Origin of the sequence: Sphingomonas sp. R86520 (assembly GCF_042466285.1) — a bacterium.
GTDB lineage: Bacteria > Pseudomonadota > Alphaproteobacteria > Sphingomonadales > Sphingomonadaceae > Sphingomonas.
On record NZ_JAXHBZ010000001.1, the window covers coordinates 3,888,748 to 3,910,709 of the forward strand.

At 67.7% G+C, this 21,962-nt stretch carries 15 protein-coding genes; 10 read left to right on the forward strand and 5 right to left on the reverse strand.

Translation table 11 applies throughout. From position 1 onward, the window contains the following. The first annotated feature begins 82 nt into the window (after nt 1-82). Entirely contained in the window at nt 83-2,380 is a 2,298-nt protein-coding gene (locus tag SJY41_RS17985) for a TonB-dependent siderophore receptor (RefSeq protein ID WP_380783580.1), read from the forward strand. 39 nt (nt 2,381-2,419) lie between these two features. On the opposite strand, the gene SJY41_RS17990 is transcribed toward SJY41_RS17985, so the two are convergent. The 3 genes from SJY41_RS17990 to SJY41_RS18000 are packed head-to-tail and all read right to left on the reverse strand — an operon-like array spanning nt 2,420 to nt 6,621. Continuing rightward, on the reverse strand, nt 2,420-4,561 hold the full coding sequence (locus SJY41_RS17990) for a histidine kinase dimerization/phosphoacceptor domain -containing protein (protein ID WP_380783581.1): 2,142 nt from the start codon (nt 4,559-4,561) through the stop codon (nt 2,420-2,422). A 57-nt stretch (nt 4,562-4,618) separates the two neighbouring features. Next, on the reverse strand, nt 4,619-5,614 hold the full coding sequence (locus SJY41_RS17995; protein ID WP_380783582.1) for a bile acid:sodium symporter family protein: 996 nt from the start codon (nt 5,612-5,614) through the stop codon (nt 4,619-4,621). Continuing rightward, a complete protein-coding gene (locus SJY41_RS18000; protein WP_380783583.1) occupies nt 5,611-6,621 on the reverse strand; it encodes an adenosine deaminase in 1,011 nt (336 codons plus the stop codon). Before SJY41_RS18000 ends, SJY41_RS17995 begins: the two co-directional genes overlap by 4 nt. 133 nt (nt 6,622-6,754) lie before the next feature. Between SJY41_RS18000 and SJY41_RS18005 the strand changes: the two genes are divergently transcribed. After that, on the forward strand, nt 6,755-7,690 hold the full coding sequence (locus SJY41_RS18005) for a DUF808 domain-containing protein (RefSeq protein WP_380783584.1): 936 nt from the start codon (nt 6,755-6,757) through the stop codon (nt 7,688-7,690). A 284-nt stretch (nt 7,691-7,974) separates the two neighbouring features. Here the strand turns inward: SJY41_RS18005 and SJY41_RS18010 are convergent, their stop codons facing one another. Continuing rightward, complete coding sequence (locus tag SJY41_RS18010; protein WP_380783585.1) at nt 7,975-10,008, reverse strand: prolyl oligopeptidase family serine peptidase; 2,034 nt, start codon at nt 10,006-10,008, stop codon at nt 7,975-7,977. 123 nt (nt 10,009-10,131) lie between these two features. Between SJY41_RS18010 and SJY41_RS18015 the strand changes: the two genes are divergently transcribed. From SJY41_RS18015 to SJY41_RS18030, 4 genes are all read left to right on the forward strand, one after another. Further along, nucleotides 10,132-11,463, forward strand: coding sequence for a hypothetical protein (locus tag SJY41_RS18015; RefSeq protein ID WP_380783586.1), 1,332 nt, complete (start codon nt 10,132-10,134; stop codon nt 11,461-11,463). 93 nt (nt 11,464-11,556) lie between these two features. Further along, on the forward strand, nt 11,557-12,069 hold the full coding sequence (locus SJY41_RS18020; protein ID WP_380783587.1) for an RNA polymerase sigma factor: 513 nt from the start codon (nt 11,557-11,559) through the stop codon (nt 12,067-12,069). Between the two features lie 36 nt (nt 12,070-12,105). After that, the gene (locus SJY41_RS18025) at nt 12,106-13,029 is read left to right on the forward strand and encodes a FecR family protein (protein ID WP_380783588.1); all 924 of its coding nucleotides are present in this window, start codon (nt 12,106-12,108) and stop codon (nt 13,027-13,029) included. A 2-nt stretch (nt 13,030-13,031) separates the two neighbouring features. Continuing rightward, nucleotides 13,032-15,476, forward strand: coding sequence for a TonB-dependent receptor (locus SJY41_RS18030; RefSeq protein WP_380783589.1), 2,445 nt, complete (start codon nt 13,032-13,034; stop codon nt 15,474-15,476). 43 nt (nt 15,477-15,519) lie between these two features. Here the strand turns inward: SJY41_RS18030 and SJY41_RS18035 are convergent, their stop codons facing one another. After that, nucleotides 15,520-16,011: a hypothetical protein gene (locus SJY41_RS18035; RefSeq protein WP_380783590.1), complete on the reverse strand. Its 492-nt coding sequence runs from the start codon at nt 16,009-16,011 to the stop codon at nt 15,520-15,522. Between the two features lie 135 nt (nt 16,012-16,146). Here SJY41_RS18035 and SJY41_RS18040 point away from each other — a divergent pair, with 135 nt between their 5' ends. From SJY41_RS18040 to SJY41_RS18055, 4 genes are all read left to right on the forward strand, one after another. Beyond that, nucleotides 16,147-19,353 carry an autotransporter domain-containing protein gene (locus SJY41_RS18040; protein WP_380783591.1) on the forward strand — a complete coding sequence of 1,069 codons (3,207 nt, stop codon included), beginning with the start codon at nt 16,147-16,149 and terminating at the stop codon, nt 19,351-19,353. Nucleotides 19,354-19,459: 106 nt separating this feature from the next. Beyond that, nucleotides 19,460-19,732: a hypothetical protein gene (locus SJY41_RS18045; RefSeq protein ID WP_380783592.1), complete on the forward strand. Its 273-nt coding sequence runs from the start codon at nt 19,460-19,462 to the stop codon at nt 19,730-19,732. A 66-nt stretch (nt 19,733-19,798) separates the two neighbouring features. Next, nucleotides 19,799-20,557: a class I SAM-dependent methyltransferase gene (locus SJY41_RS18050; RefSeq protein ID WP_380783593.1), complete on the forward strand. Its 759-nt coding sequence runs from the start codon at nt 19,799-19,801 to the stop codon at nt 20,555-20,557. Nucleotides 20,558-20,736: 179 nt separating this feature from the next. Further along, the gene (locus tag SJY41_RS18055; protein ID WP_380783594.1) at nt 20,737-21,960 is read left to right on the forward strand and encodes a multidrug effflux MFS transporter; all 1,224 of its coding nucleotides are present in this window, start codon (nt 20,737-20,739) and stop codon (nt 21,958-21,960) included. The last annotated feature ends 2 nt before the right edge of the window (nt 21,961-21,962 follow it).

Sequence of the window (21,962 nt, forward strand, 5' to 3'; positions counted from 1 at the left end):
TCTGTCATTTTTCCTTGCCGCGTGTGCAAACCGCCTTTAGCGGGCTTTGCGAGTCATTATCAATATCAAAGTGGATACGGCGATGCGGGGACGGTTTATAGGCGGGATGCTGTTGGGAACGGCGCTGAGCAGCGCCGCGATGCCGGTATCCGCAGCAGATCTCGCACCGGTTTCCGCGCCGGTTGCGACGCGCGACGCAGCGCTGGCGGACGACGACACGCAGACCCGCAGCGACGAGATCGTCGTCAGCGGCGAACGCATCCGCAAGACCGGCAGCACCGGCACCAAGACCGAGACGCCGCTGATCCGCACGCCGCAAGTGATCACCAGCATCGACGAGAAGGAACTGACGCTCCGCAACGCACTGTCGATCAACCAGGCGCTCGGTTATGTCGCGGGGGTCTCGCCCAACCAGCGCGGCAACGTCGCCACGCGGTACGACCAGCTCTACGTCCGCGGCTTCGCGCCCGGCCAGTATATGGACGGGATGCGGCTGCTCGGCGGCGTGTACGCGACACCGCAGATCGATTTTCACCTCGTCGATCGGGTCGACGTGATCAAGGGGCCGGCGTCGGTCCTCTATGGCAACTCGACGCCGGGCGGCCTCGTCAACCTGACCAGCAAGGTCCCCTATGCCGAATCCGGCGGGCGGATCGAGCTTGCCGGCGGTAATTTCGATCTGTTGCGCAGTGCGATCGACGTGAACCAGCCGCTCGACAAGGATCACAAATGGCTGTTCCGCGTCATCGCCGGCGCGGAGCGGTCTGACGGGTTCGTCTCGATGACCGGCAACCGCCGTTATTACGCGCGGCCGATGCTGACCTTCGCGCCCGACGAGGCGACCAGCGTGACGCTGATCCTCAACTATCAGCGCGATCCGGAATCGGCGTCGTACAGCGGCGTGCCGGTGTACGGCTCTGCGCTGGCCAACCCGTTCGGGCAGTTCGCGACCGACTTCAACGTGAGCGAACCGGCCTATGAGGCGTTCGATCGCAAGCAGAAGTCGGCGACCCTGCTGTTCCGCCACGACTTCACCGACAGCCTGAGCTGGGCGACTAGCGCGCGCTATCTCGACGTCGACCTCCATTACCGCCAGATCTATCTGTCCGCGTTCGCCACGACCGGCACGGGCACCAATCGCAACACCGACTTCTCGACGATCGTGCGCGGCGGCGGTGGTTCGGACGAATCGTTCCGGACGATCACGCTCGACAATCACGCGACCGCCAGGTTCGCCACCGGGCCATTGCAGCACACGGTACTCGCGGGCGTCGACTGGCAGAACAACCAGGGCAGCAACGACCAGCAGTTCAACAGCGGCGTCACCGGTAATCCGGCGACCAGCATTCCCAACCTCGTCCTGTTCGCGCCGGTCTATGGCGGCGTGCAGCCGAACTTCCCGCTCACCGCGACGCGCAGCTTCCGCAAGATCGATCAGGTCGGCGCCTATGTGCAGGATCAGATCGCGATCGGTGGGCTGCAGCTGATCGCCAGCGGGCGCTACGATTGGTACGACCAGACGACCGTGAACCGTAACGCTGCGGCCGGGCTGGCCAGCGGCGTGACGCGGCTGCACCAGACCGCGTTCACCGGTCGTCTCGGCGCGCTGTACGAGACCGGGTTCGGTCTCGCGCCGTTCGTCAGCTATTCGGAAAGCTTCGAGCCGCAGACCGGCACCGGGTTCGATGGCGCATCGTTCGTGCCCGTCACCGGGCGCCAGTACGAAGCGGGGCTGAAATACCAGCCGCGCGGCACCAACGCGCTGTTCACGCTCTCCGCCTTCGACCTGCGCCGCCAGAACGTGCCGGTCACCGATCCTGCCAACCAGAATTTCTCGATTCAGATCGGTGAAGTCGCGGTGCGGGGAATCGAGCTCGACGGGCGCGGCGAGATCACGCCGGGCCTGACCGTGACGGTCGCCGGCACCTATACCGATCCCGAGGTCACGCAGGGCACGCCGGTCGTCGGCACGGGCGATCAGCTCAGCGGAGTCACCGGCACCAAGCCGCTCGGCATATCGACCTGGAGCGCGTCGAGCTTCGTCAACTACGACCTGTCACGCAGCGGTGGCGGCGGGGCGCTGTCCGGGTTCAATATCGGCGGCGGCGTTCGCTATGTCGGCAAGTCCGACGGCACCGCGACGCGGGTGGCCGCCGGCCAGACGATCACCACCCGGTTCCAGTCACCGGGCTATGTGCTGGTCGACGCGGTGCTCGGCTATGATCTCGGCAAGTTCGACGACACGCTGAGAGGCTTGAGCCTGACCGCGAACGTCGCCAACCTGTTCGACAAGCGCCACATCGCGAGCTGTTTCTTCGTCAACAGCTGCTATTTCGGCGCATCGCGCACCGTCGTCGGGTCGCTGCGCTTCAACTGGTAGTCGCGCGCGGTGTGCGGCCGGGGTGTCGTGCCCCGGGCGTCAGCGCCCCGCGTCGATCGGCGCGGTCAGGATCACGCGCAATCCGGGCATGTTGTCGTCATGTTCGATCTCACCCGACAGCCCGGCGACGATCGCGGTCATCATCCGGCTGCCGAACCCGACGCGGCTGCCCGACTTGCCGATGCCGTGATCCGCGACGATCAGGCGCAGCCGGTTGCGGTGCTGTTCCAGGATGATCTCGATCGGTCCGGCCTGTCCGCGATACGCGTATTTGCTGGCGTTGATGACGAGTTCGGTCAGGACCAGCCCGATGTTCACCGCACGGTCGGTGGCGACCAGCACCGGGGCGAGATCGAGCGTCATCTGCGATGCCCAATCGTCGCCCAGCGACGTCTTCATGTCGCCGGCCAGTTCCTCGATGTACCGCGACAGATCGACCGACTCGACCTGATCGTCGCGGTAGAGCCGACGATGCACCAGCGCGACCGCCGCGAGCCGCGCCTGCGCCTCGGCGAGATGCTCCTTCACCTTGGCGTCGTCGGACGATTTCGCCTGCAGCGACAGGAACGCGGCGACCAGCTGGAGGCTGTTCTGCACGCGGTGATTGACCTCCTTCATCAGGACGTCCTTCTGCGCGATCAGCGCATCCTTGTCGGCAAGCGTGCGCTGCAGATCGACGTTAAGCAGCCGCAGTCGCTGGTTGACGTACGCATCGTGAAACGCCCGGCGCAGGCGGTGCGCGGCCTCGATCTCCTCGCGCGTCCAGCGCCGCGAACGGCCACTGACCGCCTGCGTCCAGGATTCGAACGAGCTGCGCGGCGTGAGCACGGCGTTCGGATCGACCGTCACCGCCTTGTGCGGATTGCCCGCCCATTCGACCTCTTCTCGATGCTCGGCCCGGAACCACAGCAGCATCGCGCCCTCGTCGATTAGGGGCAAGGCGAGCACGCCGCTAGCACGGGCGGAATAGGCGCGCGCACGCGGGAAGGCCGATGGCAGTTCGTGCGTGGCGAACGGCTCGATTCCGCCACGCGTCCGCGCCCAGGCCGCCAGATCGAGGATGTCGTCCTCGGGCGGGCACACGCCGTCGGTATCGACGATGCTCCCCTCGACATAGGCGAACCCGTCGCCGTCGAGCATCCGCCGCAGGTCGTCGCGCAGCGCGGTGACGATGCTGCGCGGTGCCGGGTCGGTCGCGAGCTTGGGGATCACCGCATCCTCGGCGGCGCGCAGCCGCAGCCGTTCGCGGTAGGTCTCGGCCTCCTCCTTCGCCCGGATCTGGCGCGCGAGCCCGCTGGCGAGCGTCGCCGAGGCGGCGCGGATGTCGGGCGTCAGGCCCCTGGGCGAGCCGTGGTGGCAGGCGATCATGCCCCACAGCAGCCCGTCCTTGACGATCGAGATCGACGCCGACGCCGCCACCCCCATGTTGGACAGATAGCGCAGGTGGATCGGCGACACGCTGCGCAGCGCGACGTCGCTCAGGTCGATCGTCTCGAACCCTGCTGGCCGCAGCACGGCGGGGACATAGTCGATCCGCGGGATCGTCCGTGTCCGGTTGCGCACGTACAGCGCCCGCGCCTGTTTCGGGATGTCGGACGCGGGGAAATGATGGTTGAGGAACGTGCCGAGTTCGGGCGTGCGATCCTCCGCCATCACGCGGCCCGCCTCGTCGTCGAGGAAACGGTACACCATGACGCGGTCGAAGCCGGTCAGTTGCCGAAACGCGGTCGCCGCGCGCTCGCACAGCGCCTGGAGATTGCTCGCGCGTTCGAAGCCGGTCGCCATCGCGTTGAGCAGGCCGAGCATGTGCGCCGCGGTCGCAGGCTCTGCCTCGACCGGTTCGAGCTCGACGAGCAAATGGTCGCCGCTGCGGTGGATCGTCACGTCGAAGCGCTCGGCGATCCCCTGCATCGGTGCCGCGACGATCGTGCCGCCACGGTCCCCCTGGTCGGCGAGCAAGGTGCCGACATCCTGCGCGATCAGGGTCGACAGATCGCTGCCGAACCAGTCGGCCGCGAGCCGGCTCTCGAGCGCGCCCGCGCCAGCGACGACGCGTCCGGATGAGGCGTCGGCGACCAGCAACAGGCCGTGCGGCTGGATCGCGCCGGGAATGTGGATCGGCTCGCGGTCGCACGCCGTCAGGTCCAGGCCAATATCGTCAGGCGCGTTCGCTGGCACCATCGTCTCCCCGTTTGGGCGACAGCCTTGCCTACCCGCGCGGAACAAAGCAAATACCCGTCACGCGCTACTATGCTGATTCAGATCAATATTGTCGGGCGCGGCGCCGGCATAACGGCGCGCGATCACCGCGCAGGCGATGAGCTGCAGCTGGTGGAACAGCATCACCGGGAGCAGGATCACGCCGACCTGCGCGGGCGGGAACAGTACCCCGGCCATCGGCACGCCCGACGCGAGGCTCTTCTTGGAGCCGCAGAACTGCAGCACGATCGCATCCTCGCGCGGGAGCTTCATCAACCGTGCGACCGAGAACGTCAGCGCCAGGACGAACGCGAGCAGCACCGCGCACAGCAGCGCGATCAGGATCAGGTCGCCCACTGACAATTTGGTCCATAGCCCCTCGACCACCGCCGCCCCGAACGCGCTGTAGACGACCAGCAGGATCGACCCGCGATCGACGACGGTCAGCATGGCCTTGCGGCGGCTCACCCACGCGCCGATCCACGGGCGGAGCAAATGCCCTGCGACGAACGGCACGAGCAGCTGCGACACGATCGATTCGATGCTGTCGATCGAGATCCCGGCGCTCCCCGACGTCTGCATCAGCAGCGCGACGAGCGCCGGCGTGACGACGATCCCGAGCAGGTTGGAGAACGATGCGCTGCATACCGCCGCCGCGACGTTGCCGCGCGCGATTGCGGTGAACGCGATCGACGACTGCACGGTGGAGGGGAGCAGCGTCAGGAACAGCAGTCCGGCGGCCAGCGGGCCGGTGACGAACGGCAGCGCGCTGAGACCGAGGCCGAGCAGCGGGAACGCGACGAACGTCACCGCCAGCACCGCGAGATGCAGCTTCCAGTTGCGCAGGCCCGACAGAATCGCATCGCGCGACAACTTGGCGCCGTGCAGGAAGAACAGCAGGACGATGCCGATGTCCGCGGCATAGCCGACGATCGTCGCCATCTCGCCGCGTGCCGGCAGCAGGCTGGCCAGCACCACGGTGCCGAGCAGCATCAGGATAAACGGCTCGAAGATCGCCAGGAAACGCCCGATCATGGGTGCGCTTTCACATAGGCATCCAGCGTCGCGAGGTGGCCGCTGAGCGCGTCGTCATCGAGGAAGCTGCCGAGGAAGCTGTTGCGCGCCAGCGTCACGACCTGCTCGCGCGACAAGTTCTTCGCGCGCGCCGTCTGGCGGAAATTCTCGCCGATATAGCCGCCGAAATACGCCGGATCGTCCGAATGGATCGTCGCACGCAGGCCGAGATCGAGCATCCGGTCGATCGGGTGATTCTCGAGCCGGTCGACGTTGCGCAAGGCGACGTTCGACAGCGGGCACACGGTCAGCGTCATCGCGTCACGGGCCAGCCGTGCGACCAGGGCCGGATCCTCCAGCGCGCGGTTGCCGTGGTCGATCCGGTCGACCTGGAGGATGTCGAGCGCCTCGTGGATGTAGGCGGGCGGGCCCTCCTCGCCGGCATGGGCGCACAGCATCAGCCCGGCGTCTGCCGACGCCGCGAACACGCGCGCGAACTTCGACGGCGGATGGCCGACCTCGGACGAATCGAGCCCGACGCCGATGAACTGGTCGAGCCACGGCTCGGCCTGCGCGAACGTCTTGAACGCGTCCTCCTCGTCGAGATGGCGCAGGAAGCTCATGATGAGGCCGACGCTCATGCCATGCTTTTCCTGCGCCTCGTCGATCCCCGCGAACAGCCCGCGCGCGACGACGTCGAAGGGTATCCCGCGATGCGTGTGCGTCTGCGGGTCGAAGAAGATCTCGGCATGCCGCACGCCGTCCTGCGCGACGCGGTCGAAATAGGCGACGGCGAGATCGCGGAAATCCTCCTCGGTCTGGAGCACCGCGGCGCCGGCATAATAGATGTCGAGGAAGGTCTGGAGATTGGTGAAGCTATACGCCGCGCGGACGTCCTCGACGCTCTTGAACGGGATCGCGACCTTGTTGCGCTCGGCCAGCGCGAACATCAGTTCGGGCTCCAGGCTGCCCTCGATATGGAGGTGGAGTTCGGCCTTGGGCAGGTTGGTGATGAAATCGTCGGTCATGTCGGGTCCTGTCGCAATGAACGCGTTGGCCGCAACCATTCCGCGCGCCGCGCACTACCGCAAGTGCGAAAGCCGTTGCATGACAATCCTGTCACGTTACCGAGCGCGTAAACGCACGCGAAGGACATGATCGATGCCAACAGGATTGGTCGCACTGCTCGACGACATCGCCGGAATTACCAAGCTTGCCGCTGCCAGCCTCGACGATATCGGCGCGGCCACGAGCAAGGCGGGCAGCAAGGCGATCGGCGTGGTGGTCGACGATGCCGCGGTCACGCCGCGCTACATGGTCGGGTTCGATCCCAAGCGCGAGCTGCCGATGATCTGGAAGATCGCGCTCGGCTCGTTCCGCAACAAGCTGGTCTTCATCCTGCCCGCCGCGCTGGCGCTGAGTGCGTTCGCGCCGTGGTTGCTGACGCCGTTGCTGATGATCGGCGGTACGTATCTGTGCTTCGAGGGCGCGGAGAAGATCCTCGAGGCGTTCGGCGGCGGCCATGCCGAAGAGGAAGTCGACGCGCCGACCGACGCGAAGGCGCTGGAGGACCAGAAGGTCTCGAGCGCGATCCGCACCGACTTCATCCTGTCGGCCGAGATCATGGTGATCGCGTTGTCCGACGTCGCCAGCGAGCCGATCTGGGAACAGGCCGTGGTGCTCGCGCTGGTCGGCATCGCGATCACGATCGGCGTCTACGGCGTGGTCGCGCTGATCGTGAAGATGGACGATATCGGGCTGCATCTGGCCAAGCGGGGCAGCGCGGTGGTGCAGGCGATCGGGCGTGGGCTGGTAAACGGCATGCCGCTGGTGATGTCGGCTCTGTCGGTGATCGGGACCGCGGCGATGGTGTGGGTCGGTGGGCAGATCATCGTCCACGGGGTGGAGACGTTCGGGCTCACGACGGTGCCGCACTGGATCCACGATACGGCGGAGGCGGCTTCGCACGCTGTGCCATTCGCCAAGGGCGCGGTAAACTGGGCGATGAACGCGTTTTTCTCAGGGATCGTCGGGTTGATCCTTGGCGGCGCGATCGCGCTGGGGTTGCACGCGGTGAAGAAGCCGAAGGCACACTGACCAAGGGAGCGTTGTCCGCCCCCCTTGTTCTCCCGCGAAGGCGGGCGCCCAGACTGGGTCCCCGCCTTCGCGGGGAAACACGTCACGGTTGGTTATGCGGCGCTACCACCACCAAACACCACCCCGGCGGAGGCCGGGGCCCAATTGGGGAACGGAGGCAACGGCGGACAGCCCTTCGTTACTTCTACCTTCCCAATTGGGCCCCGGCCTTCGCCGGGGTGGTGCTCATTCGCCGGGGTAGTACTCATTCGCCGGGGTGGAGCCTTGGAGGAAGAGGGTTACCCCTACTTCGCCGTCCACTTCCCCATCCAGCCCAGCACTTCGCGGTACCATTGGCGCGAGTTCTTCGGCTTCAGCACCCAGTGGTTCTCGTTCGGGTTCACCAGCAGGCGCGACGGAATGCCGCGGCGCTGCAACGCGGTGAACGTCGCCAGCCCCTGCGTGTACGGAATGCGGAAGTCCTTCTCGCCGGTGATCACCAGCATCGGCGTCTTCCACTTGGCGACGTAATTGACCGGGTTCCATTTCTCGAACGCCTGCGGGTCCTCGTAATAGGCTTTCCCGCCATGCTCCCATTCGTCGAACCAGAGTTCCTCGGTCTCGTATGCCATCGCGCGCGCGTCGAACACGCCGTCATGCTGGACGATGCACTTGAAGCGATCGGGCCACTGACCCTCGAACCAGTTCATCATGTAGCCGCCGTACGACGCACCGAGCGCGCACGCATTGTCGGCATCGAGCCATGCGAACTTGTCGGTCGCGGCGGCCAGTCCCTTCTTCAGATCCTCGAGCGGCCAGCCGCCCCAATTGTTGCTGATCGCATCGGTGAAGCCCTGGCCGTAGCCGGTTGACCCGTGGAAATCGACCGCGACCAGGCCGTAGCCCGCACCCGCGAACACGGCCGGATTCCAGCGATACGACCAGCTGTTGTTGCTCGATCCCTGCGGGCCGCCATGGACCATGTACGCGACCGGGACCTTCCCGGTGGAGCCGTACGGCTTGACCGCATAGCCCCAGACGGTGTCGGCGTTCGCGCCCTTGAAGTTGAACCGCGTGACCGTCGGCATGTCGATTCCGGCGAGCCGGGCGGCGTTGACCTGGGTCAGCCGCTGCGGTGCGCCGGTGCCCGCGATGCGGTAGAAATCATCCGGCGCGGTCAGGCTGTCGAGCGCCACCACCGCTCCGCGCGGCGTGATCGCGACCGCCGCGACATGCCCTTCCTGCGTCAGCCGCGTGACGGCGCCGCTCATGGCGTCGACGCGGAACAGCGGCGTCTCCTGCGTGTCGTCGGCGGTGACGTAGAGCGACTTCGAATCGGGCGCCCAGGCGATCGAGCCGACCGACCGGTCCCAGCGCTCGGTCAGCGACACCGTCTTGCCGCTCGCAATGTCGCGCACGGTCAGCACCTGGCGATCCGCCTCGAACCCCGGCCGCCGCATCGCGAAATAGGCGAGCGTGCGGCCATCGGGCGATACCGTCGGCAGGTTGTCGGTCGCCTTGTTCGCCGCAGTCAGGTTGACCGGCGCAGTGGTGCCGTCCGCGGGCACCGAGAAGATGTCCAGATTGGTCGACAGCGACTCGATCCGCCCTGCCTCGCGCATCGCGAAATACACGGTGCGGCCATCGGGGCTCCACGACACTTCCTCGCCGCCGCCGTAGGGCTTCGATGGCGTATCGCCGACCAGCGCGCCGACCAGCGGGACGCCGTTGCCGGTCGCGCCCGTCGCGGTCAGCGGCAGGACGAACAACTGCGATCGCGTGCCGTCCGCCCAGGTGTCCCAGTGGCGCACGAACAGCTGATCGTAGGTCCGACCGGCCCCCGCGTTCGCGTCCTTCTTCTCCATCGCCGGCTCCAGGCTCGGCGCGCCGGGGCGGCGGTCCGCCCAGACGAGCAGCCTGTCGCCGGTCGGCGCGACCTTGAAGCCGCTGAACCCGCCCTTGAAGCTGGTCAGCTTGCGGGGCGTCCCGCCAGTGACCGGCACCGACCAGATCGCATCCTCGCCGCCCTTGTCGGAGGTGAAATACACCGTGCTGCCGACGATCTGCGGATCGTTCTCGTTGACCTGCGGGTCCGCGAGCAGCTTCACCGGCACTGCGCCCGGCTTGCTCAGATCGAGCCGCCAGAGATCGTAGCGCCCCTTGTCCGCATCGAGATCGGTCTCGCGCTGTGCCCAGACGAGCCAGTGCCCGTCCTGCGACGCGGTCGGCGCGCCGACGCGGCTGAGCATCGTGACGTCGTCGATGGTGAGTTGCCGGGCGGCGGCGGGGGCACTCGCAAAGGCGAGCACGGCGAGGCTGGCGGAGAGCATGATCTTCATGGGATGCTTGATAGGACGCTTGTAAGATCGCACGCAATCACCTCGATCGCTTGCACGACAGCGCCGGTTCAGATCATGGCGCTATCAGGCGCCGTTCGCCTAACGCCTCCAGGATCGCCCCGTATGTTGAAGACTTTGGTTCGCGGGATGGCGAGCGCGCTGCTGGCGGTGGCGATGGCATCCGCGTCGGCGGCGCAGGTCACGCCCAGCGGTGGCGTGATCGGCGCTTCGCCCGTGAGCGAGGCGCCGCAGGTGCAACTGCCGGTCGATGCGCTGATGCAGGACGCCGGGGAATATGCGCGGCGGTTCGGCGTGCCGTTCGACGAGGCGTTGCGCCGGCTGCGCGCGCAGGGCGACAGCGTGCCGACGACCGACGCGCTGCGCGAAACCTTCAAGGATCGCTGGGCAGGCATCGCGATCGAGCATCTGCCGGCCTACCGGATCGTCGTGCTGCTGACCGGCACCGATCCGGTGCCCGACCAGCAGATCGTCGCCGGCGGCATGACCGTGCCGATCGTGTTTCGCACCGGCGCGACCGCGACGCGCGACGCCGTGCTGGCGGCGATCACCGCCTATCAGGCGAAGATCCGCGATTCCCTGTCGCGCCCGCCGGGGCTCGGCGTGGACCAGCGGACCGGCGAGCTCGTCGTGATGACCGCCAGCGCCGACTCCGGTCTCGACCGCGACGGCGCATTGCGCGGTCGGATCGCAGCGATGACCGGCGTGCCGGTGCGGATCGACGTCGTCGACCGGCCGTCGGGCGACATGCAGGCGGAGGCCGCTCCGGTCGTTCCCGGCATGATGGCCGCATCGCTTTCGGCCGGCGCGATTGAGGGTGGCGGGCGCGTGGTCGGGACGGTCGACGGCAAGCGCTATGCCTGCACGACCGGCTTCGTCGTGAACGACGGTACGCGGGACGGCGTGGTCACCGCGGCGCATTGCCCGGACACGCTGTCCTATGTCGGCACGCGGCCCTCGGATGGCCGTCGCCAGGAATGGCCGCTGGATTTCGTCGGGCAATGGGGCTGGGGGTATCAGGACGTGCAGGTCAACGTCGCGCCTGCCTCGGCCCCGGCACGCTTCGCGCCGCTGTTCTACGCCGACACCGCCAAGACGCTCGCGCGGCCGGTCGCGACGTGGCGCTACCGCACGAGCACGCGCGCGGGCGACTTCGTGTGCCATCGCGGCGAACGGACCGGCTATAGCTGCGCGGTCGTGGCGATGGTCGACTTCGCGCCCGCCGGCGACCTGTGCGGCGGCGCGTGCCTGCCGACCTGGGTCGCGGTCGAGGGGCCGACCTGCCAGGGCGGCGACAGCGGCGCGCCGGTGTTCGAGGGCACCACCGCGCTCGGCATCGTCAAGGGCGGCACCTATCGCCGCGACGGCAGTTGCCTGTTCTATTATTACATGTCGACGGATTATCTGCCGCAGGGCTGGACGCTGGTCCACCGGTAGGGCCGATTGTTTCTCGCCGCCAAGCGCTGTACGTCCGCGGGGAACACGGCGCCGCTGCGCGCCGGTCGGCGGCCTATTCGACACGGGCGGAACATGGACTCCTCGGGCCTTGAGGCCGTCTTTCTCGCAAACCGCGACACGCTGCTGCGGTTCATCCGCTCGCTTGGCGCGGGCGATGCGGAGGATCTGCTGCACGAGCTGTGGGTGCGAATCCAGACCGCGCCGACCGGGCCGATCGCGTCGCCGCTGTCGTATCTCTACCGGATGGCGAACAACCTGATGCTCGATCGCCACCGTGCGGTGCGGCAGGCGGAGAAGCGCGATCGGGAATGGACCGCGGCGACGGGAGGGCCTTCGCTCGACCGGTCCGAGGAGCCCTCTGCCGAACGCGTCGTGATCGCGCGCGAGCAGGCGGCGCTGGCTGAGGCGGCGTTGCAGTCGGTCGGCGAGCGGGCGGCACGGATCTTCCGGCGTCACCGGATCGACGGGGTCGAACAGCGCAAGGTCGCGGCCGAGTTCGGGGTGAGTCTCAGCACCGTCGAGGGCGACCTGCGCAAGGCGTATCGCGCGATGATCGATGCAAAGCGACGTCATGATGAGGTTTGAGCGCACCGTCTCCGTCTTCGCGTATAGGAGGCCATGATGGCGGAGCATGACGATATCGACGCGCCTGCGCTGAACGAGGCTGCGCTGGACTGGGTGATCCAGACCGGCAGCGATGCGTTCGACGACTGGCCGGCGTTCCACGCCTGGCTGGAGGCGGATCCGCGCCATGCGGCGGCGTATCATGCGATGTCGATGGATATCGAGGAGATGGCGGCCGCCGTGCCGGTCGCGCCGATCGTGATGCCGCCTGTGCGGAGACGCTGGCCGGCCTGGGCGGGCGGCGCGATCGCGGCGTCGCTGGCGCTGGTCGTCGGCTACGGTGCGATCGAGACGCGCGCGCACCCCTACGCGGTCGAGACGGCGGCGGGGTCGATGCGGACGATCCGGTTGGCCGATGGCAGCAGTATCGCGATGGGCGGTGCGACCCGGTTGCTGCTCGACCGCGACGATCCGCGGACCGCGACGCTGGAGCGCGGCGAGGCGATGTTCGTGGTCCGGCACGACGCCGCCGATCCGTTCGCGGTGAGCGTCGGCGGCGCGCGGCTGGTCGATGTCGGTACCGCGTTCGACGTCAAGCACACGCGCGGCGAAACCCGGGTCGCGGTGTCGGAGGGCGCGGTCGACTATAATCCCGGCAGCGACGGCATCCGCCTCGTGAAGGGGCAGGGGCTGCTCGTGCGCGACGGCAAGGCCGTGGTGACGACGATCGATGTCGCCGGCGTCGGATCGTGGCGCGACAGCGTGCTGGCGTATGAGGGCGCGACGCTGGCGGAGGTCGCGGACGATCTGTCGCGCGCGCTCGGCGTCGATCTGCGTGCCGATCCGGGCGTCGCCAAGCGCGCGTTCAGCGGCAGCATCGCGACCGCCAAGCTGTCGGGCGATCCTCGACTGGCCGGGCCGCTTCTCGGTGTTGCGATCCGCAAGCGTGGCGGACACTGGGTGATGTCCACGCGCTCGTGAGGATGCGGCGATGTCTGGTCGCCGCGGCGCTGGTCGTCGCCGCTCCTGCGCAGGCGGGCCCGCTGACGACGCGGGTGCCGGCGGTCGACCTGCCGGCGGGGCGGCTCGGCGATGCAGTGCTGGCGCTCGGGCGGCAGTCGGGGACGAGCATCGTCGTCGGCGATCCGGGGCTATGGGCGCGGCGCGTGCCGGCGGTGCGCGGACGGATGACCGCGCGGGCGGCGCTCGACCGGCTCGCGATTGCGGCGAACGCCGACATCGTCGCGGCCGGGCCGTTCGGATGGCGGTTGCTACCCCGCGCGGTGCGCGTTGCCTCGGTTCGAGCGCCGCGGCCGATGCGCGTTCCCGTCGCGGCACCGACGGAGGCAGGCCCCGACATCATCGTCACCGGCAGCAAGCGCGACGTGCGGTTGCGCGATTTCGCGGGGCAGGTGGCGCTGCTCGACGGGGTCGACCTGGCGCTCGGCGGCGCGGGCGGGACCGAGGCGATCCTCGCGCGGCTGGCGAGCGTTTCGTCGACGCATCTCGGCGCCGGGCGCAACAAGCTGTTCATCCGCGGCATTGCCGATTCGAGCTTCACCGGGCCGACCCAGACCACGGTGGGGCAGTATTTCGGCGACCTGCGGCTCAGCTACAACGCGCCCGATCCCGATCTGCGAATGTACGATATCGCCTCGGTCGAGGTGCTGGAGGGACCGCAGGGGACGCTGTACGGCGCGGGGTCGCTTGGCGGGATCATCCGCACCGTGCCGAACGCGCCGGAGGTCGGGGCGGTATCGGCGTCGATCGCTGGCGGCCTCTCGGCGACCTGGCACGGCGATCCGGGGGCCGATTTGGGCGCGACGCTGAACCTGCCGCTGGGCGAGCGCGTCGCGCTGCGGGTCGTCGGCTACGGCGTCAGCGAGGGCGGGTATATCGACAACCCCGTGCTCGACGGCCGCGACGTGAACCGGACGCGGATCGGTGGCGGACGGGCGATGCTGCGGCTCGATGCGGGGCATGGCTGGACGGTCGATCTCGGCGGGATCGGCCAGTGGACCAAGGGCGACGACAGCCAATATGCCGACCGCGACGCGCCGCCGCTGACGCGGTCGAGCGCGATCGTCCAGGGCTTCTCCGCGGATTACACGATGGGGCAGGTGGTGGTGTCGGGCACGATCGGCGGGTTCAAGGTCAAATCCTCGACCGGGATCGTCGGCCAGACGCTGACCGAGCGGTACGATGCAACCCTTCCCGCGACGGACGGGACACTACCCGGTGCGGACTCGGCTGTATCCGGCGGCTTCGCGACGACGCCCGTGACCACCATGGCTGGTACGCCGCGGGTATTCGCGCAGCGCAACGCGACGTCGCTGATCGCGAACGAGACGCGGGTGTGGCGACCGATGCGACACGGCTTCGGCTGGGTGGTCGGCGGCAGCTTCACGCATAACCGGACGCGGCTTTCGCGGTCGCTCGGGCCGGTCGATGCCCCCGCGCCGGTCACCGGCGTCAGCAACAGCATCGACGAGGCGACGCTGTACGGTGAGGGGAGCGTGCAACTCGTGCGCGGGTTGACCGCAACCGCAGGCGCGCGCGTCACGCGGGCGTCGCTGGCGGGAACTGGCGAGGACATCGCACCGGCGCGGATCGAGGCGGTCGCGCTCGCTCGTGCGCGCGTCACGGCCGACCGGATCGAGACCAGCGTGCTGCCGTCCGCCTCGCTGATCGCGGCGGTGCTGCCGAAGGTGTCGCTGTACGGCCGCTATCAGCAGGGGTTCCGGCCGGGCGGGCTGGCGATCGAGAGCGATTTCGTCCGGCGGTTCGACAATGACCGCGTGCGAACGCTGGAGAGCGGCGTGCGCTATGGCCTGGCGGGGGTCGACACCGCGTATCTGACGGCGAGCGTGTCGCATACGATCTGGCAGGATATCCAGGCGGACTTCATCGACGCGACGGGCCTGCCGAGTACCGCGAACATCGGCGATGGGCGGATCTGGACCTTCAGCGCAACCGGCGGGTGGAAGCCGGTCGCCGGGCTGACGCTGGACGCAGGCTTCACCTACAACGACAGCCGCGTGACGGAACCCAGCGCAGCACTGTTCGTGTCGCTGGCACGGATGAGCCAGGTGCCGAACATCGCGCGGTACGCCGGGCGACTGGGGGCGGATTACCGGCGGGATGTCGGGCGTGATCTTGAACTGCGGGTCTATGGATGGGCCCGGTATGTCGGGCGGTCGCGGCTTGGCGTTGGGCCCGTGCTCGGCGAAGAGCAGGGGGATTATCTGGACACCGCCCTGACGGCGCGGGTCGGACGGCCTGCGCTGGGGGTGACGCTCGGGGTGACGAACCTGACCGACAGCGTCGGCAACCGTTTCGCGCTGGGGACTCCGTTCCAGGTCGGCAGCGGCCAGATCACGCCGCAGCGACCGCGCACGATCCGGATCGGGCTGGACGCCGCGTTCTAGCAAGGCTCGTGATCCTCCCCGTGGCGGGGGAGGATCGATTGGATCAGCCCTTCGCGTTCACCAGCGCCCGCTGATCCGCCGGCAGCAACGCCAGTGCGGTCTTGTAGCAATCGTCGACATGCGCGTTGCCGACCAGCTTCATCGCGCCGAAGCTGATCGTCGCCGCCACCGCCGAACCCGCAAACGGGATGAACTTCGCCATCGATCCGACCGCCACGCGCGCGCCGACGCGGCGGAGCAGCGCGATGACGATGCGTTTCGTCACGGTCCGCCCGATCATCGTGTTGCCAAGGCTCGACGCCATCACGAACGCCTGCTGCGCGAGGTGGGGTTCGAGCTTCTGCACCTGGTCGTGATCGAGACCGAAGCGCTTGCTGATCTCGGGCAGCAGCTTCGTGAGCAGGCCGATGTCGGCGATCAGATCCGCGCCGGGGATCGGTACGACCGCCGCGCCCGCCGACATCATCGACCGCGTGGTGACGAGGCGCTTGCTGTCGTCGCGCACATTGTCGAGTTCGGCGATGGTCGTGATCATATGGTGTTTCCCTGAAGATATCGGGCCCATAACGCGCCGCCCCGGTGCTTGTGCCGCCAGATAATATCTGGCCGGCCAAGGTTCGCGGCGAATGCCTCCGTCCTCTTTTCGAAAACACATCGAAAAGGGTTCCGTATGCGTCGTCTCCTGCTGACCACCACGTGTCTGTTCGCCGTCACGGCTCCCGTGCATGCGCAGACCGTGATCGACACCAAGCGGACCGACGCGGTGCGGACCTCGACGATCAAGGCGGGGGCACCCGACGGCATCAGGATCGCCGCGGCTGGATCGGTAACGCCGACGAGCGGTACCGCCGTCACGGTCGACAGCGTCAATGCGGTGAGCAACGAAGGCACGATCCAGGTCACCAATGCCGACGGTTCGACCGGGATCCTCGCCAACGCGGGGACCGGCGGCGGCATCACCAACACGGCGACCGGCAAGATCATCATCGACGAAAGCTATGTCGCGACCGACACCGACAAGGACGGCGATATCGACGGGCCGTTCGCGGCGGGCACCGGGCGGACCGGGATCCGCACCGCGGGCGCCTACACCGGCGCGATCGTCAACAGCGGTGCGATCACGGTGAAGGGCAACAATTCGGCGGGCATCTGGCTGGGCGGCCCGCTGACCGGCGCGTTCACCCATGACGGGCAGACGGCGGTGACCGGCAACGGGTCGACCGGGGTGCGGATCGCCGACGTGACCGGCAACGTCCGGCTCGCCGGCACGATCGCGGCCATCGGGCAGGGCGCGGTCGCGGCGCGCGTCGACGGCGACATCACCGGCGCATTGGTGGTGCAGGGCGCGCTGGGCTCGACCGGCTATCGCTATGTGACCCCGCCTGCCGACACGACCAAGCTCGACGCCGACGACCTGTTGCAGGGCGGCTCCGCGCTGATCGTCGCCGGCAACGTGTCGGGCGGGATCATCTTCGCGGTGCCGCCGAAGGATGCGAGCACGACCGATACCGACGAGGACAAGGACGGGCTTCCCGATGCCACCGAAGGCTCGGCGGCGATCACCTCCTATGGCGCAGCGCCGGCGGTGCAGATCGGTTCGGCGACGCGCGCCGTCGCGATCGGCGCGGTGGCGGGGACGGGAACCGGCTTCGGCCTGATCGTCGACGGCGGGATTGGCGGCAGCGGCGTCTATGCCGGGATCGAGGGCAATGGCCTGGCGATCGGCGGTCTCGGCGGCGCGGTGACGATCGCCGGCGGAATCGGCATCAACGGCACGGTGGCCGCCAGCGCGAACGGCGCGAGCGCGACCGCGTTGAAGCTGGGCAGCGGTTCGTCGACTCCCGAGATCCGCAACGCCGGCACGATCTCGGCTGCGGGCGGGGGCACGACGGCGTCGCGCTCGACGGCGATCCTGGTCGATACCGGCGCCTCGGTCGCCACGATCCGCAACAGCGGTACGATCAAGGCTACGGCGCAGGCTGCGGACGGTACCGCGATCGGCATCCTCGATCGGTCGGGTACGGTGACCCTGGTCGAGAACAGCGGCGGGATCGGTGCCTCGGGCGCGCTCGCCACCTCCGAGCGCAACGTCGCGATCGACCTCTCGGCCAATACGACAGGTACCATCGTCCGCCAGACCGCGGTCGCGGCAGGCCTCGCGGCGCCGGCGATCGTCGGCGACGTGCGCTTCGGCAGCGGCAACGACCTGTTCGACGTCGCGGACGGCACGGTCGCCGGAACCGCACGGTTCGGGAGCGGCAACAACCGGCTGGCCTTGTCCGGCGATGCGGCCTTCACCGGCGGCGCGGTGTTCGGGGCAGGGAACGATGCGCTCACGCTGGCGGGTACGTCGGTGTTCAGCGGTGCGGCGGACTTCGGCGGCGGTACCGACACCTTGACGCTCGCCGGCACGTCGCGGTTCACCGGGACGCTCGCCAACGCCGGCGGCCTTGCGGTCGCGGTCAACGGTGGCACCCTCGACATCACCAAGGCGGCGTCGATCGCGTCGCTGTCGGTCAGTGCCGGCGGCGTGCTCGCGGTGACGCTCGACAAGACTGGCGGCACCGGCACGATGATCCAGGTCGCCGGAACGGCAGCGTTCGACAAGGATTCGAAGCTCACGTTGAAGCTCACCAACGTGGTCGACGCCGAAGGCCGCTATCTCGTCCTGCGCGCCGGTACGTTGACCGGTGCGGCCAATTTGACGGCGGCGACGACGCTGCTGCCGTTCCTGTACAAGGGTAGCATCGCGACAGGTGCCAGTAACGAACTCGCGGTCGACATCGCGCGCAAATCGTCGACCGAGCTTGGCCTGAACCGCTCGCAGGCGTCGGCGTACGACGCGATCTACAAGGCGCTCGGCAATGATACCAAGATCGGCGGTGCGTTCCTCAACATCACCGACGGCGACACGTTCCGCGGCTCGGTCCGGCAGATGCTGCCCGACCATGCCGGCGGCACTTTCGAGGCCGTCACGATGGGCTCGCGCGCGACCGCTCGCGTGCTCGCCGACCCGCACGGCCCGTTCAAGGACGAGGGAAAATGGGGTTATTGGGTGACTCAGGTCGCGTGGGGCACGTCGAAGAGCGTCGCCGATACCGCGGGCTACGACATCAGCGGCTGGGGCGTCTCTGCGGGTGCGGAGTACAAGACCGGCCTGGGCAATTTCGGGACGTCGCTGGCGTATCTGCACGGCCAGGATTCGGACGATGGCACGGATAACGAAGTGAATTCGGACCAGTATGAGCTGGCCGGGTACTGGCGCGGGCGTTGGGGCGATCTGCAGGCCAATGCCCGCGTTTCCGGGGCGAAGGTCCAGTTCGACGGGCTGCGCCAGTTCACTGGGGCGATCGGCAGCGAGAAGGTCGAGCGCACGTCGAAGGGCGACTGGAACGGCACGCTGTACGCGGCGTCGAGCGGTATCTCATGGGATGCCGGCAAGGGCATGCTGGTGCTCCGGCCGGTGCTCGCGATCGATTATTACCGGTTGAAGGAAGATGGCTATAGCGAGACCGGCGGCGGCAAGGCGATCGACCTGGTGATGCGCGCACGCACCAGCGACGAGCTTGCGGTCACCGGCAGCACCGCGGTCGGATTGAACTTCGGCAGCCCGACGTTCGAGGATGGCTGGTTCCGCGTCGAGGCCGAAGGCGGTCGTCGCCAGTTGGTCGGTGGTGGCCTGGGCGCGACCACCGCGTCGTTCGAAGGCGGCCAGTCGTTCACGCTGACTCCGGACAAGCGCACCAGCGGCTGGGTCGGCAAGCTGCGCGGCGTCGGCGGCAACGGCATCTTCCGGATGGGCGGCGAGTTCAATGCCGAGCAGCAGCAGGGCCGCGTTGCCCTATCGCTGCGCGCCAGCCTGCAGATCGGACTATAGGCTCCCGGACCAGGGATTTGCAGAAGGGATTTCAGGAATCGGGCCATATCCGTGGCTCGATTCCGCCCCTGGACTGTTGTCCGCGCATATAGCGAGGAGTGACCCTATGGCCGAAGACCGGTTGAACATCGATACCAAGACGCTCGAAGACAATAGCGACCTGCGCCAGGTCGAGTTCGAGGCCGAAGTGAGCGACGAGCGCTATCAGTTCGCGGTGCAATATGACGTGCTCGAAGCGCTCAGCACGGTTTCGCCTGAGGGTGACGCGGTGGCGATCTTCAAGCAGCACGCCGACGAGATCGCCGACCTCGGCGTGATCGCACTCGCCCGCGATCCGGACCAGGAGATCGTCGTGATCAGCGAGAACGATCTGGACTAGAGCCGGCTTCCGGACGATCCTGCCCACCGATCCGGCATTGTCGTCCGGACTGGTGGGAGACGGATGATGAAATCGACCTGGACGGGTGCCGCAGTGGCAATGACGGCAGTGGCAATGACGATCGCCGCTGGCGCAGTGCCGGCGGACGCGCAGAAGGCGAGCCCTGCGATCGCCAAGGCACTGGCCGATCCGGCGCGAACGGACCAGCAGGGCGACGACGCGCGGCGCAAGGCAGCCGATGTGCTGGCGTTCTCGGGGATCAAGCCGGGCAACGTCGTCGTCGATTATCTGCCGGGTGCGGGGTACTGGACGCGGATCTTCACCGGCATCGTCGGACCCAAGGGCCATGTCTATGCGGTCTGGCCGGCGGCCGGCGCGAAATATGCCGAGAAGTCGTTGCCGGCATTGCAGGCACGCGGTCTCGCCAACGTAACGGCGGCGGTACAGGCGACGAACCTACCGACGTCGCCCGTCCCGGTCGACCTGTTCTGGACCGCACAGAACTACCACGACATTCCGAACAACGGTGCGGGCGAACCCGCGCTGCGCGCGTTCGACGGCGCGGTGTTCCGCATGCTCAAGCGCGGCGGGACGTACATCGTCATCGATCACGCCGACGCGCCGGGCAGTGGCATGAGCGGGACCGAAACACGGCACCGCATCGATCCCGCGTCGGTAAAGGCGCAGGTTCAGGCAGCGGGGTTCAAGTTCGTCGGCGAATCAACGGTGCTGCGCAATCCGGCGGACGATCACAGCAAGCCGGTATTCGATCCGGCGATCCGCGGGATGACCGACCAGTTCGTCTACAAGTTTCGCAAGCCGTAAGCGTCGATCGGCATGCTCCTCACAGGTCGATGACGCGCCGATCGTCGATTTGTGAAGAGTGCCGGCGGGTTACGTCTAACGCCGGGCGATTGTTCCGACTGGCGGCAACGACGGACGCGAGCCGCGATACCGCGGCATCTGTCGTGGCGTTCGCGGTTGGACCGCCCTAAGCGGCCTCAATGAACGACAAAATTGCTGCCCCGTCGATGACCTCAGGCGAGTTCGTCGCCTTCATTGCCGCGCTGATGGCGGTGAACGCGCTCGGCGTCGACCTGATGCTGCCGGCGCTCGCCGATATCGGCCACCAGCTCGGCATCGCTACGGCCAATCACCGGCAATGGATCATAACGGCGTACATGCTCGGCTTCGGCGTCGGGCAGCTGGTCTATGGTCCGCTGGCCGATCGATACGGGCGCAGGCCGATCCTGCTCGTCACGCTTACCGGGTTCGTCGCGGCAAGCATCTTTGCGGCCGGTTCGCAGACGTTTGCGGCCCTGCTCGGCGCACGCGTTCTCCAGGGGCTGATGTCCGCGTCGACGCGCGTTCTGGCGGTCGCGATCGTGCGAGATCGGTATTCGGGACGCCAGATGGCGCGCACGCTCTCGATCGCGCAGATGATCTTCTTCCTCGTGCCGATCATGGCACCCAGCCTCGGGCAGGTGCTGCTCGCGTTCGGGCCTTGGCGGTTCATCTTCTACGCGCTGGCGGGTTTCGCGGCGTCCGTGCTTGCCTGGTCGGTGACCCGGTTGCGCGAATCGCTGCCAGTCGAGCGGCGATCGCCGTTGTCGCTCGCGTCGCTGCGCCAGGCGTATACGCTGACGCTGACCAACCGGTATTCGGCGGGCTATGCGGTCGCGGCGTCGATGACGTTCGGCGGGATCATCGCGTTCGTTTCGTCGGCCCAGCAGATCTTCGTCGACGAGTTCCAGGCGGGCGAGCGGTTCACGATCCTGTTCGCGGTCTGCGCGTTTTCGATGGGGTGCGCGTCGTTCGCCAACAGCCGGCTGGTCGAGCGGCTGGGAACGCGGCTCATATCGCAAGCCGCGGTATTCGGCCTGATCGCGCTGTCGGTGATCCACATTGGCGTGATCGCCACCGGGGTGGAATCGCTCTGGACCTACATGCTCTTCCAGGCGCTGAGCATGACGTGCATCGGCCTGTGCGGCTCCAATTTTGGCGCGATGGCGATGGAGCCGGTCGGACACATCGCCGGCACCGCATCGTCGATCCAGGGCTTCATCACCAGCGTCGGCGCAGTGATCGTCGGCTCGCTGATCGGGCAGTCGTACAATGGTACCACTTACCCGTTGGCGATTGGCTATCTCGGGATCGGACTCGGCGTATTGGCGGTCGTGTACCTGGTAGAAGGCGGCAAGCTGTTCCACGCGCATCACCAGCGGTAACG